The sequence below is a fragment of the Leuconostoc lactis genome, assembly GCF_007954625.1.
Classification (GTDB): Bacteria; Bacillota; Bacilli; order Lactobacillales; family Lactobacillaceae; genus Leuconostoc; species Leuconostoc lactis_A.
The window spans coordinates 1,523,464-1,541,039 of the sequence record NZ_CP042420.1 but is presented as its reverse complement, the minus strand read 5'-3'; the positions used below and the strand labels follow the sequence as shown (position 1 = coordinate 1,541,039).

At 45.0% G+C, this 17,576-nt stretch carries 16 protein-coding genes and 1 tRNA gene; 14 read left to right on the top strand and 3 right to left on the bottom strand.

Annotation, left to right across the window (positions count from 1 at the left end; translation table 11 throughout):
* Nucleotide 1: 1 nt before the first annotated feature.
* Together FGL80_RS07615 and FGL80_RS07610 are read left to right on the top strand one after the other, a co-directional pair.
* Entirely contained in the window at nt 2–1,351 is a 1,350-nt protein-coding gene (locus FGL80_RS07615) for a bifunctional metallophosphatase/5'-nucleotidase (protein ID WP_147001920.1), read from the top strand.
* A 23-nt stretch (nt 1,352–1,374) separates the two neighbouring features.
* Entirely contained in the window at nt 1,375–1,905 is a 531-nt protein-coding gene (locus FGL80_RS07610) for a YutD family protein (protein ID WP_055307756.1), read from the top strand.
* A 71-nt stretch (nt 1,906–1,976) separates the two neighbouring features.
* Here the strand turns inward: FGL80_RS07610 and FGL80_RS07605 are convergent.
* From FGL80_RS07605 to FGL80_RS07595, 3 genes are all read right to left on the bottom strand, one after another.
* Nucleotides 1,977–2,048 (bottom strand) — tRNA-Glu (locus FGL80_RS07605).
* 132 nt (nt 2,049–2,180) lie between these two features.
* Nucleotides 2,181–3,221 carry a branched-chain amino acid aminotransferase gene (locus FGL80_RS07600; protein ID WP_010000593.1) on the bottom strand — a complete coding sequence of 347 codons (1,041 nt, stop codon included), beginning with the start codon at nt 3,219–3,221 and terminating at the stop codon, nt 2,181–2,183.
* Nucleotides 3,222–3,279: 58 nt separating this feature from the next.
* Entirely contained in the window at nt 3,280–4,413 is a 1,134-nt protein-coding gene (locus FGL80_RS07595) for a PTS sugar transporter subunit IIC (RefSeq protein ID WP_055307757.1), read from the bottom strand.
* Nucleotides 4,414–4,810: 397 nt separating this feature from the next.
* Here FGL80_RS07595 and FGL80_RS07590 point away from each other — a divergent pair, with 397 nt between their 5' ends.
* From FGL80_RS07590 to FGL80_RS07535, 12 genes are all read left to right on the top strand, one after another.
* Nucleotides 4,811–5,752, top strand: a complete 942-nt coding sequence (locus FGL80_RS07590; protein WP_147001919.1) for an NAD(P)-dependent oxidoreductase — start codon at nt 4,811–4,813, stop codon at nt 5,750–5,752.
* Between the two features lie 145 nt (nt 5,753–5,897).
* Nucleotides 5,898–6,953, top strand: a complete 1,056-nt coding sequence (locus tag FGL80_RS07585) for an ABC transporter ATP-binding protein (RefSeq protein WP_055307759.1) — start codon at nt 5,898–5,900, stop codon at nt 6,951–6,953.
* Between the two features lies 1 nt (nt 6,954).
* Entirely contained in the window at nt 6,955–7,884 is a 930-nt protein-coding gene (locus tag FGL80_RS07580; RefSeq protein ID WP_055307760.1) for a carbohydrate ABC transporter permease, read from the top strand.
* Complete coding sequence (locus tag FGL80_RS07575) at nt 7,881–8,702, top strand: carbohydrate ABC transporter permease (protein WP_055307761.1); 822 nt, start codon at nt 7,881–7,883, stop codon at nt 8,700–8,702. The genes FGL80_RS07580 and FGL80_RS07575 overlap by 4 nt, the downstream gene beginning before the upstream one ends.
* Nucleotides 8,699–10,051, top strand: a complete 1,353-nt coding sequence (locus FGL80_RS07570) for an ABC transporter substrate-binding protein (RefSeq protein ID WP_147001918.1) — start codon at nt 8,699–8,701, stop codon at nt 10,049–10,051. The genes FGL80_RS07575 and FGL80_RS07570 overlap by 4 nt, the downstream gene beginning before the upstream one ends.
* 9 nt (nt 10,052–10,060) lie before the next feature.
* Nucleotides 10,061–10,771 (top strand): glycerophosphodiester phosphodiesterase family protein, encoded by a 711-nt coding sequence (locus FGL80_RS07565; protein WP_055307763.1) that lies wholly within the window; start codon nt 10,061–10,063, stop codon nt 10,769–10,771.
* A 96-nt stretch (nt 10,772–10,867) separates the two neighbouring features.
* The gene (locus FGL80_RS07560; RefSeq protein ID WP_010000588.1) at nt 10,868–12,193 is read left to right on the top strand and encodes a bifunctional folylpolyglutamate synthase/dihydrofolate synthase; all 1,326 of its coding nucleotides are present in this window, start codon (nt 10,868–10,870) and stop codon (nt 12,191–12,193) included.
* Between the two features lie 83 nt (nt 12,194–12,276).
* Nucleotides 12,277–13,404 carry a tRNA dihydrouridine synthase gene (locus FGL80_RS07555; RefSeq protein WP_055307764.1) on the top strand — a complete coding sequence of 376 codons (1,128 nt, stop codon included), beginning with the start codon at nt 12,277–12,279 and terminating at the stop codon, nt 13,402–13,404.
* A gap of 151 nt (nt 13,405–13,555) precedes the next feature.
* The gene (locus FGL80_RS07550) at nt 13,556–14,695 is read left to right on the top strand and encodes a cation:proton antiporter (RefSeq protein ID WP_055307765.1); all 1,140 of its coding nucleotides are present in this window, start codon (nt 13,556–13,558) and stop codon (nt 14,693–14,695) included.
* A 54-nt stretch (nt 14,696–14,749) separates the two neighbouring features.
* Nucleotides 14,750–16,237: a UDP-N-acetylmuramyl-tripeptide synthetase gene (murE, locus tag FGL80_RS07545; RefSeq protein ID WP_147001917.1), complete on the top strand. Its 1,488-nt coding sequence runs from the start codon at nt 14,750–14,752 to the stop codon at nt 16,235–16,237.
* Nucleotides 16,238–16,319: 82 nt separating this feature from the next.
* Nucleotides 16,320–16,694: a toxin-antitoxin system HicB family antitoxin gene (locus tag FGL80_RS07540; RefSeq protein WP_055307767.1), complete on the top strand. Its 375-nt coding sequence runs from the start codon at nt 16,320–16,322 to the stop codon at nt 16,692–16,694.
* Nucleotides 16,695–16,710: 16 nt separating this feature from the next.
* Nucleotides 16,711–17,526, top strand: a complete 816-nt coding sequence (locus tag FGL80_RS07535) for an SPFH domain-containing protein (protein ID WP_010000582.1) — start codon at nt 16,711–16,713, stop codon at nt 17,524–17,526.
* The last annotated feature ends 50 nt before the right edge of the window (nt 17,527–17,576 follow it).

Sequence of the window (17,576 nt, the reverse complement as noted above, 5' to 3'; positions counted from 1 at the left end):
GATGGCAACTGAAACCATTCATTTATTACACACCAATGATGTGCATTCGCACCTTGAAAATTGGCCGCGGATTCAGCGTTTTTTGTTAGACGCACAAGCAGCTCCAACGACGCACTATACGTTTGATATTGGGGATGCCATCGATCGCCTACATCCGCTCACTGATGCCACGATGGGTCAAGGAAATGTCGCACTAATGAATCAAGTGCATTATGATGGCGTGACAATTGGCAATAATGAGGGCTTAGTTTTACCGCATGAGGCGATGGCAACGTTGTATCAAGACGCCAATTTTGATGTAATTTTGAGCAATTTAAAAGCCTCACCAGCAGGCGAACAGCCATCGTGGGCGAAGCCATATAAAATCATGACCACGCCGGCTGGGACACGGGTGGGGGTCTTTGCCTTAACAGCACCGTATACGTTAACTTATCCAATGCTTGGTTGGTATCCGCAGGCTGTTGACGAAACGATTCAGGCATTGTTGCCGACATTGCGGGCACAGGCCGATGTGGTCGTGTTATTATCGCATTTAGGGTTGCCGACCGATGAAAAAATTGGGGCAAAATACCCTATTGACGTTGTGATTGGTGCGCATACCCATCATTTGCTGCCACATGGTAAAATGGTTAATGGGACTTTGTTGGCAGCAGCAGGTCGCTATGGGAACCATGTTGGCGATATTACCTTGACGTTGCGCAATCATCAGATTGTGTCCCAACAAGCGCAGGTAACACCGACTTATGAAATGGCAGAGGCTGATGATGATTATTCAGCGGTGCACGGTTGGTTACAGACGGGGCAATCACTGTTAAAACAGCGCGTTGTGACCCGTTTGCCACGTGATATTTCAGCTGATGAGCAGAGTTATGATGCGTTGCGTGCACTAAAAGCGTATTTTAATGTACCAATTGCAATGGTCTCAACCGGTATGTTTGTGGATGAGTTACCAGCAGGTGAGCTGAGTGACTATGAACTACTTGAAAGTATGCCACATGCCATCAACCCTATGGTGATGACACTGTCGGGTGACGAGATTAGTCAGTTAGTGACGACCATTAGCGACCAGCAGGCCGAACTGGCGATGTTACCGGTCAAAGGCAGTGGTTTTCGTGGTAAGGTGTTTGGGTATATGCGATTTAGTGGATTAGATCGTGATCGGCACGGTCAAATTTGGCTTGATGGCCATAAACTTGACCCCGCGCGACAATATCAAATTGCAACACTTGATCACTATAAATGGGTCCCTTTTTTTCCAGTGATTCAACAAGCATCAGTAACCATTGCGCAAGACTTATTGTTACGTGAACTCATGGGGCAGTATTATCAAGCAAAATATGCGCATGTTTAAAAATATGAAAGGCGGTTGACAACATGGATCGCGATACTTTGAAAGAACGGACTTTACTACAACAGGCAGAACGTAAACAGGCGTATGCCATTACCCGAGAAGGGGATGAAATTGAAATTGACCGCTTAACACTTGAACTGGTGGAAGATTTTAAGTCGGCATTCGACCTTGATATGCTTGCGGTGCGTTACACGCCATTGTTGGCGCAATATGACTATATTGTCGGTGATATTTCTGCTGAACAATTACGTTTGAAGGGTTTTTATCGCAATGATAAAAACGTTGCCAATGATGATAAAATTGAAGCCCTACAAGATTATCTTTATGAATATGTGAACTTTGGGGCACCGTACTTTGTGCTAGAAAATGTCAATCCACGACCGCTAGAACAAGAAGCGCGACCTAAAAATGCGAATCGCTCACGCCGCAACCAGCGTCGTAAATCGAATTCAGAAAAGGAAAAGCGGGTTACAAAACCGCCGATTGCTCACAAAACGGCCAAGTCAAATAATAAAAAGCCCGGGAAACGCGCTTTCGTCATTAAACAAAAATAACAGCCGACAAGGCTGTTATTTTTTGATTAAAAAGACACATAAAAAGCCGCAACCGAAGTTGCGACTTGATATAGCTCGTGAGAGAATCGAACTCTCGATTCCGCCGTGAAAGGGCAGCGTCTTAGCCACTTGACCAACGAGCCATGGTCAGTAATGTCTGATCTGTATCAGACAACTATATTAGTATACCAACTCGAAAAAAAGTTGTCAACAGGTTAATCAGAAAAAATGTCAACAAATTAAAAAACCTAGACGTTAAGTCTAGGTTTTGGTATTTAATCAAGTGGGACATCAACAGCCCAACCTTCAGGGCCTTTCTCATCGCCATATTGAATCGCTGTGAGGCGGTCATACAACTTTTGCGTCCATGGTCCAACTTCTGTTTCTGAATAGAAGACGTGCTTTTTACCGTTGTGTGTAATTGAACCAACCGGTGAGATGACAGCGGCTGTCCCCATGGCACCAGCTTCTGCAAATTGATCTAAATCATTGATTGAAATCGTTGTTTCTTCCGCCTTAAGGCCAAGTTCTTCAGCCACAGCCAACAATGAATACTTGGTAACTGATGGCAAGATTGAAGGGGACTTTGGTGTTAAGAAACGCCCATCTTTGGTAATGCCAAAGAAGTTAGCTGACCCGAGTTCTTCAATATTTTCATGCAAACGTGGGTCAAGGTAGACCACATCAGAGTAACCAGCTGCATGCGCTTCATGACCAGCAATCATAGAAGCACCGTAGTTACCACCAGCCTTAGCTGCCCCTGTGCCGCCATGGGCGGCACGATCATAATGATTTGTCACATAAGCAGTTGGCGTTAAACCACCCTTATAGTAGGCACCTACTGGTGTGGCGTAAACTTCAAAGACATAATTGTCAGCAGGATGCACCCCAACCACTGGGCCACCACCGAATTCGAAGGGACGCAGATAAAGCGTCGCACCTGTGCCATAAGGTGGAATAAAGTCTTGGTTTGCCTTGGTCACTTCACGTAATCCACGGAGGAATAATTCTTCAGGTACGGGGGCCATCATCAAACGAGCAGCTGAATCTTGGAATCGCTTGGCATTACGATCAGGGCGGAATAGATTAGCACCACCATCTTTACGCCGATAAACCTTGAGGCCTTCAAAAATATTTTGGCCATAATGAAGGCCCGTGGCTGCTTCATTGACTGGCAAATTTGAGTCGGTTTCTAGGCCGCCTTCACTCCACTTGCCGTCTTTATAGTAGGCACGGAAACGGTAGGGCAGGTCATGGTAGGCGAAACCAAGTTCAGACCAGTTGAAATCAGAGGGTTGTGCTTTCTTTTGTGACATAATCTATTCTTCTTTCTGATAAAATTATAATAATTCTACTATAACGCGTCATTAAAAATTAAACAACATCTAAATGTAAATCATTTTCATGCGTTTTACCCATTTTCTTCAGGCTATAATACATGACCATGCAGGCAACCACTGGGATAACGATCCCAAAGACGACCAACAATAAGAGGCCCGTCGGATTGGTTGAAGCCAGTGCCAATGGGGCAATGAAGCCGTTTAAACCAAGACCGGCGATGGCAAATGGCACTTTCAAATGGAAAACCCCAACCGCCACCATGGCAGACAAGCCGGCAATAAAGGCGGGGCCAAACATTAACAATGGGCTCTTCAATAGGTTTGGAAATTGGACTTTTGGTGTCACAATCGTTTGGGCAAAATTGGCCCCAAGATCATTTTGTGTCCAACCCATGGCCGTATAAACAACGAAACCAGCTGTGGTGCCAATCATGGCAGCGCCACCGGAAAGCGGATCGAGCATGACGGCAATGGCCAATGCTGCTGAAGAAGCGGGTGTCATTAAGAAGAGGAACCAAACGACAGCGACAACAAAGGCGCCAAGGAATGGATTCACTTTCATGGTTGAAGCCAGTGATTCAGAAACCCAGTTCAAGAACGGCGTTGTAACGGCGGCTGTCCCGAGACCAAAGAACGTACCAGCTAGTGTTGCCGCCAAAGGGACCAGCATCATGTCGAGTGGTGTTTTACCAGTTAGCCAGTTGCCAACCAAGACGGCTAAAATCGCCGCAAGGACCGCCGAGATGGGTTGTCCTGATGTCATCACTAACGAACCAGCTGGCTGATTGGCTAACCAACCAGTTGCGGTATGGGTGCCAGGCACAACTGTTGTCGTGAAGTAAACTGCGTTTGAGCCGACTGTTGCCGCAATCAGCGCAGCACCAGTCGTTAAGATGTTGGCGCGCATCATAATGGCAATACCTACACCTAGGGCGGGGGCTAACATTTTTTGCCCCATCAGGCCGGCTTGGATAAGTGGTGTGTAATGGAATAAATTGCCTAAGGAAGCCATCAGGAGGCCCATGCCAAGCACCGCTAAAATTGCATTAGAAATGCCAGTAGAAACGTCAAACACCACGTCTCTAAATGTCTGTGGTTTGACCTTTTTGTCGGTCAGTGATATGGCGTCTTCGGCCATTGTTGGGGTTGCATTTGCAGTTAGATCCATGTGATTCTCCTCCGTGGTGGACTGTTGACGTGCTCGCCAACGTAACAGTAGTACAGTGCCATTAAATCAAAAAGAAAAGAGGCGCTAGTGGGGTACTAGCGCCTCTTGAAAATGTTGTCAACAACAATTCCGCGCCAGTCGAGAAACCTTCTCGACTGGTAGCGAAAACAGACCAGCGAGAAGTCACATAATAATGACGGCGTTGATCTTAATGACGATTGTGAAGTTGTCAGTTGCTGATAAGTACATCGTTTTATTTCCTTTGATTTGTTGTTTTAAATTATGGCACGAAGATAATTAAATGTCAACATTTTAATTTAAAACTCATTAAAATCACGCGAACCGTTAGAAAATAATGCGTTATGATAGCACTAGAAAACAGATTGGAGAAAATCAGATGTTACTTCTAGCAGTGAAAGCCATTAGTGAAGAAGATCGTGCGTTTTTGGCTGAACACGATATTGACGTTGTGACGCCAGACACGATTACTGATGCACAAATTTCCGATGTTGTGATTAGCTATGCTTGGGATAATCGCATTGGCGATAAGATACTGGCTCAGCCAGATTCAAAATTGAAATGGATTCAGACCCAATCGGCCGGCGTGGACTATTTACCCTTACAAACCCTTAAAGAACGCGGCATTATGGTGACCAATGCGAGTGGTCTGAAAGCCGAACCCATTGCACAAACGGTGTTGAGTTACATTTTATATTTTGCCCGTGGTTTAAATGTGTACGCGACCCGACAACACTGGGAACCGTTTACCGATCAGTATATGGTTAGTGAACTGCCGGTCTTAGTTTTTGGAACGGGTCGCATTGGGCAGCAAATTGCAGCGCAAATTAAAGGATTTGGGGGCACTGTTTATGGTGTCAACACGACAGGCCGTGCTGTGCCAGGCTTTGATGAAGTTTATCCGATTACAAATTATCAAGAGGGGCTTTCAAAAGCTCGCGTTGTTGTGGATGGGCTGCCAGGCACAAAAGACACAGAAAACTTCTTTGATGAATACTTTTTTGAACAAGTGAATGAATTGTTCCTCTTTGTTAACATTGGCCGTGGTACGACTTTAGATCAAGACGCCTTGTTAGCGGCAATTGATGATTCGCGTGTGCGCTTTGCGGCCCTTGATGTCACGACCCCTGAACCTTTGCCAACACACCATCCCTTGTTTGAACGACCACAGATTTTGTTAACGCAGCATACCAGTTGGGGTGAACATGAAAACTATGGCCGGACAGGTGGTCTCTTTCGGTTATTTAAGAAAAATATCCCAGGTTTTGTTGCTGATGGCAGCCTAACTTATAATGTTGTGAATTTAGATAAGGGGTATTAACCGTTGCAAAAAGCCAAGATGTTATCATCTTGGCTTTTTTTGTTGGCTGACGCTTTACAATTGTTTACATATTTTAATCATTTAGCTGACTTGGTGTTGACATGGTCTTGTTACGATTAAACCATTAGGAAAGGTAGGGATTTGTATGATTGAGTTGAAACGACTACAAAAAGTCTATGATCAGCAGCAAGAAGCGGTGATTAAAGATGTCACGGTGTCGATTATGCCAGGTGAGTTTTTTGTGATGGTTGGCCCATCTGGGTCGGGTAAATCAACCCTTTTAAGAATGATTGCTGGCTTAGAACCCATTACTGATGGTGATTTAATCATTGATGGGGAGCGTATGAATGATTTGCCACCAAAGGCCCGTCATTTGTCCATGGTGTTTCAAAACTATGCGCTTTATCCCAATATGACCGTCGCTGATAACATTACTTTTGGATTAAAAGCCCGGAAGGTAGACAGCGCTACCCAGCTTCAACGGCTATCCGATGCCTTAGAGATGGTCAATATGACCGATTATGCGTATCGCTATCCGCGTGAATTGTCCGGTGGTCAGCGTCAACGCGTGGCCTTAGCGCGGAGTATTGTATCCGGCGCAGAGATCATTTTAATGGACGAACCGCTCTCCAACCTAGATGCCCAATTACGAGAAAGTATGCGTTATGACATTAAAGCCTTGCAACGTAAACTCGGCATCACGGTGGTCTACGTTACCCATGATCAGACCGAAGCCATGACGATGGGAGATCGGGTGATGATTTTAAATGATGGGGTGGTGCAACAAATTGGTACGCCGATGCAGCTTTATCAACTACCAGCCAATACGTTTGTGGCCCAGTTCTTTGGGACACCAAAAATGAATGTGCTACCTGGCGTGACGGACTGGCAAAATCACGGGGTTGTCATTGATACGTCCTACGATCCGGATGCTTTGGTTGGCATTCGACCAGAAGCAGCCCGACTCACACCTGAAAATGCGGATGATTTAGCGATTGATTTCTGGGTCACAACGGTGACACAAATCGGGTCGGAAACCTTATTGTTTGGGACAATTAACGGCCGAGAAGAATCCTTGCAATTTAAAATTGCTGGCCAACATGATCTGACGGCGCAACAATTTATCACGCTGTATGTCCCACGATCAGCATTGCACTATTTTGATTTGGCTGGCAAAATGCTCGCCACGGTGGGGGTGTGATATGGCACAAGTAACACCGGCAATTTATCACCAAGTAGGCACCAAGCAACGCTGGCGCCAAGCGCTGAGAACGCATTTGGTGGCCCTGGGTTTTCTCACACCGTCTCTTATTTTTCTTGGCGTCTTTATTTTTTATCCGCTGGTTAAAACCGTTTATTATAGCTTCTTTTTAACCAACGCGTTAGGAGAGCCGGTTAAATTTGTTGGTTTTGCAAATTATACGACGATTCTTAAAGATCCGGTCTTTTTGACAAGTTTAGGCGTGACTTTAATATTTGTGGTTGCCGTGACTAGCTTGACCACGATTTGTGCGTTAGCTTTAGCAAATTTGGCTCGTAAGCATTTGCGCGGGACGGTCATTTTTAGAACTTTATTTGCGTCAACGATGGGTGTTTCAGTGTCCGTGGCGTCAGTTTTATGGTTGTTCTTCTTTCAACCAACGACTGGCGTATCTGATATGATCCTAAACGCCTTACATTTACCGCCGATTCACTGGCTGACTGGTAACGTCTGGGCATTGGTTGCTGTGATTTTGACGGTTGTGTGGATGAATGTCGGGTTTGCTTTCTTGGCTATTTCTGGTGCATTAGAAAATGTGCCAACCCATTTATACGAAACGGCTGAAATTGAAGGGATTACACCTTGGCTTAAGTTTCGCTATATTACGCTCCCTCACATTAGTCCCACTTTGTTTTTTGTGGCCACGGTGACGATGATTAATGCCTTTCAGACGTTTGGACAAGTGGATTTATTGACCAAAGGCGGCCCAAATAATCATACGAATTTGATTGTTTATCAGATTTATCGGGATGCTTTTGTGAACCTCAATATTGGCAAAGCCTCGACGGAATCGATTATTTTAGCGCTTTTGATTGCGCTGGTGACCATGGCGCAATTCAAACTCACAGAAAAGCGGGTGATGTATCAATGATTATACCAACACAAGAAAAAATCTGGCGTTATACGCTCTTACTATGCCTGTCATTCTTGATTTTTGCGCCGGTACTGGTGGGCGTTTGGGTTTCGTTACTGCCAAATACAGCGATTTTAAACGGCCAATATTTTTCAACCGCGTTGTCTTTTGATAATTATCGCCAAGCGCTGACACAAACACCGATTTTGCGGTATTTATTCAATTCATTTGTGGTGGCGAGTTTGGTCATGGTGGGGCAGGTTGTTTTTTCAGCACTAGCCGCTTACGCATTTGTCTTTATCCCATTTAAAGGTAAAAATGTTATCTTTTATGCTTTTATTGCAACGATGATGCTCCCGTTTGAAGCACAATTAATTCCAAACTTTCAAACGTTACGTTGGCTTGGGTTTTTAAATCATTATGCCGCATTGGCATTGCCATTTTTTGCCACCGCGTTTGGCACATTTTTATTGCGACAGGCGTTTATGCAGGTTCCCATGGCGTTACGTGAATCAGCGTTAGTCGAAGGTATTGGCCATGCTCAATTTTTATACCGCGCCGTCTTACCTTACGCCAAAACGAGTTTGCTGACCTTGGCAGCGTATTCATTTTTGACGACTTGGAATATGTATCTTTGGCCACTGATCACCAGTTATAGTGATAACGTCCGCACGGTACAAATCGGCCTACGCCAGTTACAAGCGACTGAGGCGGTTAATTCTTGGGGCCTCATCATGGCTAGCGCCATTTTAATGATGCTCCCAAGTTTGGCAGTCTTGTTAGTATCACAAAAAGCCTTTAAATCAGGATTAATTGACGGGGCGGTGAAATCATGATGAAAAAAGTGACCACCATTATAATCGTATGTCTGACGATACTGGCTGTGATTGTCATCGGCATTACCCATGGCAAAACACCAACAGCCAGTGCTAATCAACGCACAACCATTGTTTTCTGGCATTCGATGGGTGGCAAACCGGCCGCTGCTTTGAAGCAATTAGTGGCCAAATATAATGCGTCACAAAGCAAATACACGGTCGTACCGGAATATCAAGGTGCCTATACAGAGTCCTTGCCAAAATATTTAAACGTGGCGCAATCTTCAGCAGCACCAGCGATTGTGCAAGCCCAAGAAATTGCCACAAGTACGATGTTAGCCACGAAAAGCACGATACCTATGAATCAGTTATTAACCGCGCAAACAACGGATCAAATTGAAGATAATATTGCGCGCTACTATACTGTCAATCAGCAGCTGCAAGCCATGCCTTTTAATTCATCAACGCCAGTTTTGTATTATAATAAAGGTCTCGTCAAGCAGTTAGGCTTAACACCTTTGCCACAAGATCCCAGCTATACGGACGTCTTGAATTTGGCCAAAGCAATTACTGACAAGACGGGTGGCCAAACCAAGGGGATGACGATTGAAGCGTACGGTTGGTTATTTGAAGAATTAACCGCTAACCAAAATCAACTGTTGGCCAATCATGACAATGGTCGCGCAGCTGGCCAGTATGCGACAAAAATTAATCTTAATACGCCGGCAGCGAAGCGTTTAATGCAATTTATGACGCAAGCTATTCAGGATAAGTCATTTGTGAATTACGGGTCCGGTGACATTGCCGAAGCGAACCAACAGACAGCGTTTTTAGCAGGCAAGTTGGGGATTTTCATGCAATCGTCAGCGTCAACTGGTGACTTGCAAGCCAATGCTAAGTTTAAACTCGGTGTGACGTATTTGCCACATGCTGATGGTGTGCCACGCAACGGGCTCGCGTTAGGTGGGGCGGCGTTGTGGGCAAATAAGAACCAACCCGCAACAGTCAAACAAGGCACGGCGGACTTCTTGAAATTCATGGCATCGGCCGAATCACAAGCCCAATGGCGTTTGGCAACAGGGTATCTTGCCGTGAACAAGCACGCCAAAGATTTGCCGCAGATCACCACCGCGGTCGCTAAAGATCCTAATTTGGGTGTTGCGACGCAACAACTCGCAACCAGTCAAAAAAATCCAGTAACAGCTGGGCCGTTGGTGCCAATTATGCCAATTGCTCGGACTAATATGGAAACGGCGATGCAATCCATTGCCAACGGGGCGCCGATTGATAAAAGTCTTCAAGTGGCTGAAGATGCGACTAATCAAGCGCTGGCAGCTTATAATGCTGCAAATCATTTAAAAAAGTGAGGAAGACGCATGATAAAAATTGCGCATCGCGGTATATCTGCTCAAGCACCCGAAAATACGCGGGCCGCGTTTGAACTGATGTTACCCCTTGGGGTCAATTGGTTAGAAACTGATATTGATATGACGTCTGATGGTCATCTGGTGTTGATTCATGATAGTAAAGTCGATCGCACTTCAAATGGCAATGGGACGGTCAATCACAATTCACTGATGGGGTTACAAAAGCTTGATTTTGGACAATGGTTTGCGCCAGCATTTACTGGAGAACGCATCGTCACGTTGGATTGGCTAATTGATTTTATCAATGAACATCACATCAATGTGAACTTTGAGCTCAAGACGAATGTCCGCGGTGAGCAGCAGAATTTTTATCTTATGCGTTTGCATCAAGCTATTCATCGCATTAATCGTGAAAATCAGATTATTGTGTCGAGTTTTGATGTGAAATTACTTAAAAAATTTCATGAACTAATGCCAAAAATTGCGATTGGACTGTTACTGGCAGAGCCAATTTCAGATAACACGGTCGCGCTCGCACGTTCGGTTGGTGCCACCTACGTCCATCCTGATGTTAATGGCCTCACTGAAGCGGCCGTTCAACTGTTATTAGCTAATCAGTTGGGTGTCAATGTATGGACAGTTAACGATGAAGCGATGGCACAGCGGTTAGCTGATTGGGGCGCTTATGCCATATTTACCGATTTTCCAAAGACGATGTAAATCGTCTTTTTTGATTGCAAATTATTTGCTGCACAAGGTAATATTTGCGGTGACATGTGATAAAATTAAGGGCATATTAATTGTCGGAGGCTGGATGTGGCTAAATTGGGAGAGCGGCGTGCCGCACGGGTTGCAGCAAACTATAAGCGGGTGATTAACAGTTTGGATAATCACTGGCATGTGTTAGACGATACACGTGTGGCGGTGGTGAAAGAAGTATTAGCATGGCTTGGGCATCCAGACCAAAAACTCAAGATCATCCACATTGCCGGCACGAATGGCAAGAGTTCTACAGGTGCTATGCTGGGGGCTATTTTACAGGCTAATGGCTATTCTTATGGCCATTTTTCGAGTCCTTACATTCTGTCAGATCGTGAGCAAATCACCGTTGATGATGAGATGATTTCAAAAAGTGATTTTCTCCGTCATTATCAAGATCTGGTGGCTTGTTTTAAACGCCATGGGGTATCTGCCGATCATTTGACGTATTTTGAGTATTTTACCGTCATTTCACTGTTGCATTTTGTCGATAATGCAGTCGATTTTGTTATTTTTGAAGCAGGTTTGGGCGGATTAAGAGATGCAACGAATGCGATTGCCACCCCGATGTTGACTGTTTTTACTAAAATTAGTGTTGATCACCAGCTCACGATTGGCCGTAGTCTCCAAGATATCGCTGAAAACGAAGCGGCCATTATCAAACCAGGGACCGTGGTGATTGATTATGCCGGCCAAGACTTGACTGTGCATCGTGTTTTAAAGGCGCAGGCTGAGGCGGTTGGCGCTAAGTGGTTTGAGCATACACCAGATCAAATTATTATTGCCAACACGACGCCAGCCGGTGTGGATCTTATTATTAATGGCACACCAGGTTATTTTTTAAGTATGCCTGGGGCGTTTCAGGTACATAATTTTGGGATTGTCTTACAAATTAAAGCCGCTTTGAAAACAATGGGGTATACGTTTACTACTGAGAAAACGCAGGCCGGCTTAGCCAACGTGAGCTTGATTGGTCGGATGAACTATCACCCAGAAAAAAACATTTTATTTGATGCCGCCCATAATGTTGACGGGATCACCGGTTTGGTGGCGGCGTTAAATGCTTGGCATTTGAAAATCAAACCCACGTTAATTTTAGGGGTCTTAAAAGATAAAGACTACCATGAAATGTTGGATGAAATTATTCCAGTTGTCCAGCGGGTGATCACCGTCACGCCGAAAAATAAATCGCGGGCTTTGTCAGCGGAAGAATTGGCTGCTACCATTATTATGACCTACCCGAAAGTCGAAGTTGAGATTGCCAATGATGCTTCGGCTGCGATTTCATTGGCCATGCGGGTCCGTGAATCATCACAGGCATTGATTGTGGTGACGGGATCCTTTTATACGCTAAGCGCCCTGCAAAAAGATGAGCGCATTTAAGCTGTGAGCAGCGTTTTTGAGATTTATCTCGAAATATGGTATGATAGTATGTGTTGACTTACATTAAATAAGGAGAAATCTTCATGACGCAATCGTCTCCGCAACCGCTTTTCTGGGACGAAGTTGTGGCTAATGCACAAAAAGGCCATGACTCGTCTGAAAAGCGACCATTCTTCAGTTTGGCACCAATGGAGGCCGTGACGGATACGATTTTCCGTCGTGTGGTTGAAAAAGCTGGTGCCCCTGATGTTTACTTTACAGAATTTACGAACGCAAGTTCAATGATTCATCCCAAAGCAAAGTTTTCCGTGCAAGGGCGTTTGGCCGTCGCTGAAAACGAAACACAACCAGTGGCGCAAATTTGGGGCTCACGACCAGAAGATATTGCTGGGGCAGCAAAATTATTGCCCGACATGGGTTATCGAGCAGTTGATTTGAACATGGGTTGTCCTGATCCAACTGTCGTTAAAAACGGTGCTGGGTCAGATTTGATTCGCCACCAAGATTTGGCAGCACAACTCGTCTCGGCTGCCAAAGAATCTGGGCTACCAGTGTCAGTTAAGACACGTCTCGGCTTTTATGATCCCATGGAATTCCGTGACTGGTTGCCCGTGATTTTGCAGCAAGATGTTGCGGTGTTGACGGTTCACTTGCGTTCGCGCAAAGAAATGTCAAAAGCACCCGCACATTTTGAATTAATTGATGAAATCGTGGCGATGCGTGATGCCATTGCGCCAAACACATTGCTCCAAATCAATGGTGATATCAAGTCACGTGCCGAAGGGGAAGCGTTAGCTAAAGCCCATCCAGGCGTTGACGGGATTATGATCGGTCGTGGTATTTTTGAAAACCCTTATGCGTTTGAAAAAAGTCCGCGCCAACATACTTTGGAAGAATCAATTGCCTTGTTAAAGTTGCAATTAGACTTATTTGATGAGGTAAATGCTACGGTAACGCCCAAGCATTTTGAAGCTTTGAAGCGTTACTTTAAGATTTATTTGCGTGGCTTTGCGCATGCGTCAGCTTTGCGACAAATGTTGATGGAAACTCATGCGACTGATGAAGTGCGTGAGGTGTTAGATCGCGAATTGGCGCGTGTCTATGCGGCTGTTGCTGCTGATCAGCACATTTATCGTGATAATGCAGCAGCTAGTGCCGAAATGGCAGCAGCCAATGCGGCAAAACTAGCACGTGAAGCAGCAGAAAAATAATTGAATCGTTAAACTGGTTGAGTAAACACTCAAGGCGAACGTTTGTGGGGGAGCAACGTTAGTTTTTTGTGTTTGCTCTTTTTGTTATCTGATAAAACCAGTACAATCATGTAGAAAGGATGTATTGCAGCACGCAATACAGCAAGGGAATATGACATTTTATTTAGATTTATTTTTAATGTTAGCCGCAGCCATTATCATGGGCTTAGGGGCACAACGCATCGGGATGCCGATTGTTGTTGGCCAATTGTTAGCGGGCGTGGTACTGGGGCCGAGTTTGTTGAACATTGTTCAGATTTCGCATAGTATTGAATTTATGGCTGAAATCGGGGTTATGATTTTGATGTTTATTGTCGGACTGGAAACCGATATCAAGCAATTAAAAGCAAACATCAAGCCGTCACTGATGGTAGCCGTTTTAGGCGCCGTCTTCCCGATGGTGGTCTTTTACTTCCTCGCCCAAGCGTATCATTTTGATACGAAACAAGCGATATTTTGGGGTGTGGTGTTTGCCGCGACATCAGTCTCAATTACGGCGGAAGTCTTAAATGAATATCGCCAACTCAAAACAAGAGCCGGGGTGACCATTCTTGGTGCAGCCGTAGCGGATGATATTTTAGCAGTTGCGAGCTTGTCTGGCTTCATTGCGATTTTCGGTGGTCAAGCTGATCATCAGCAACCACTTTGGCTCCAAGGTCTATTAGCAATTGGCTTTTTCGTGGGGTTATATGTTGTGAGTCGCTATGTGTTGCCAACATTTGTACGGGTGGCAACGACCATGAGTTTGCCAGCTATGAGTGGTTTGGTTGGGATGTTGCTGGCTTTGGGCGCCGGCACAGTTGCTGAGTTTGCTGGTATTTCTGCTGTGGTTGGGTCATTCTTTATCGGGGTGGCCATTGCCAACCTACCACAAGCTCACAAGATGATGTCTGAGATGGTGCCGATTGGGTACGGCCTATTTATTCCAATCTTTTTTGCAAGTATCGGCTTAAAGATTTCATTTGACGGATTTGGTGATAAGTGGGGGCTGCTACTCGTGATGTCATTAGCCGCTATTTTGACAAAGTGGGTCGGTTCTGGATTAGGTGCCAAAATGACCGGTATGAGTTATTATGATGCCAATGTCATTGGTTTGGGGATGGTGTCACGTGGTGAAATGGCCTTGATTGTGGCTAATATCGGCTTGCAAGCTCACGTTATTGGTCAGGATGCGTATTCTGAATTGGCAATTATTATCCTAGTCACGACGATTTTTGCACCAATCGCGCTGAGAAAAGTCCTTGTGAAATAATTAAAAAAACGTTGCGCCTGTTCTGGGGGCAACTTTTTTTGTATAATAAAGCTTATGGAACTCACAAGTAAAACAATTGAACAATTACTCACTGCCCATCATTTGTTAGTCGCTAAGCCGGATAGCGATCAAACATTTGATTTTTTACATTATGATACCCGTCAAGTCAAAGACCAGACGTTATTTGTTGTCAAAGGGGCATTTCGGGTAGAGTATTTGGCGCAAGCCGCTGGCGTGACTGGTTTAGTCACGGAAGAACTGCTACCGGTTGATTTGCCACAATGGCAAGTCACGGATGTCCAAAAGGCGTTGTCAGTCTTATCGATGGCCTTTTTTGACTATCCACAAAACGACTTGTGGATTGGCGCCTTTACGGGGACAAAAGGCAAAACAACCGCGGCGTACATGGCCTTTCAAATCTTACAGCACATGACGCATCAGCATACAGCGCTGTTTTCAACGGTTGATCGCATTACTGGCAATCAACCAGCTGATAAGAAAAAGTCAGATTTGACCACACCGGAATCTTATGAACTCTTCAAAGATATGCGCCGCGCTGTTGATAATGATATGACGCATTTGGTTATGGAGGTCAGCTCACAGGCTTATCTCAAACAACGTGTCTACGGCCTAGAATTTCAAGTTGGTGCCTTTTTGAACATTTCACCTGATCACATTGGACCAAATGAACATCCCAGCTTTGAAGACTATTTAGCGCATAAAATGATGTTGCTAGATCATGCTGAACAGGTTATTGTTAATGCAGCAAGTGATCAGTTATCGGCCGTGTTAGCACACGCCAAAACGCATCATGATCACGTCTATACTTATAGTCAAGCCGATCAAGGTGGCGCGTACACGTATCAGTCTCTTGAAAGTGCGATTCATGAGAGTCGTTTCACGGTTGCTGAGAGTGATTTGGCTGAGATGAACGGGACTTATCGTTTGAATTTGCCAGGTGATTTTAATGAATCAAACGCTTTAGCGGCGTTGATGATGACTGCCTTGGCGGGTGCCCAGCATGCTGATATGGTGGCTGGTTTAGATACGGTCTTTATTCCTGGTCGTATGTTGAGCTTACCGATTCCAGATCATGGGGTTGCATTTGTCGACTACGCCCACAACTACGCGTCGATGCGGGCACTGCTACAATTTGCGCAGAGTCAATATCCTGATGGTAAAGTTTCAGTGGTGATTGGCGCACCAGGCAATAAAGGTGTGTCACGCCGTGCTGACTTTGGTCGGGTGGTGTCAGAGTTTGCGGATACGGTCTTTTTGACGGCTGATGATCCACAATTTGAATCGCCAATGGCCATTGCCAAAGAAATTGCGGCCCACATTACCAATCCTGATGTGACGGTACATTTTGAAATGGATCGTATCCAAGCCATTCAACAGGCGATTGCACAGGCCAACCCGCATGATATCGTGATTGTTGCCGGAAAAGGTGAGGACCCGTATCAAAAGATTAACGGTGTTGACGAACCCTATATTGGCGACTATGCGGTTGTCCAAAACGTTTTAAATGCGAATAATGCCTAAAAAACACGCCCGTATCAGGCGTGTTTTTTTAATGAGATATCACATATTGTCTTCTTTGACATAAATGTGATATCATTAATATATGAAAAAGATTGACGAAGAAAAAACTCATAAATCAGGTCGTATTCCATTGCGGATTGCGCCAGAATTGCATGAAATATTAGCGGAACAGGCGGCGCAAGAAGGTCGTTCCCTGAATAGTTATTTGACGAAGTTGCTCGAAGCAGGCGCGCAACCAGAAACTTTTGAGGAGCGGCAAATTGTCGGTCAAATTATTTCAGGGGAAAACTTTGATTTGTTTAATCGATTAGTCTTGGTGTCGGGTATTTATTATCGTTATTTGATAGATAATGCTGCGACGGCTAAAGTGGATCGGCAATATGTTGTGATTGAAGCGACTGGCAATATTTTAACGTTGCGTGAATTAAAGCCAGTCATTGCTGTTTACGAATCTTAATACACGGGGGAGAAAGATGCTATTTTTTAAAATTGTGCCACAAAACAACGCAGGTTTAGTTGAAACGCTTGGTAAGTATCGCACGCGGAAAGAAGCTGGGCTTCACTTTTATGTGCCATTTGTCCAACGCATTCGAAATGTCAGTTTGGCCATGCGGCCATTGCGATTACCAGATTATTCAGTCATTACGGCGGATAATGCTGATATTAAAGCCAGTGTCACGTTGAACTACCATGTCACGGATGCGGTGAAATATATGTATGAAAATACGGATTCGGTTGAATCGATGGCGCAACTTGTGCGTGGTCACTTGCGTGATATCATTGGTCGAATGGAATTGAATGAAGCTTTGGGATCTACGACCAAAATTAACGTTCAGCTCGCCTCAGCAATTGGTGATTTAACGAACACGTACGGCATTAATGTTGATCGTATCAACATTGATGAATTACGACCATCAGCTTCCATCCAAGAAGCGATGGATAAGCAGTTAACGGCTGATCGTGAACGGGTGGCAACCATTGCGAAAGCCGAAGGTGAGGCACGCTCTATCGAACTCACAACTAAGGCTAAAAATGACGCGTTGATGGCGACGGCGAAAGCAGAAGCTGATGCCACTAAAACACGTGCGGATGCCGAACGTTACCGAATCGATACGGTGCAAGCTGGTTTGGCGGGGGCGGATGACAAGTACTTCCAAAACCAATCTATTAACGCTTTCGCGACGTTAGCTAATTCACCCACGAATTTGGTCGTTGTGGATAGTAAGAAAATGGCAACGCTTGGCCAATTACCGGTGGCTGGCAAGTTGTTTGATAAAGGCCTAAAATAAAAGCGCTGTTAATCCAGCGCTTTTTTGCGTGACATCAGCAGGGGTTGTGA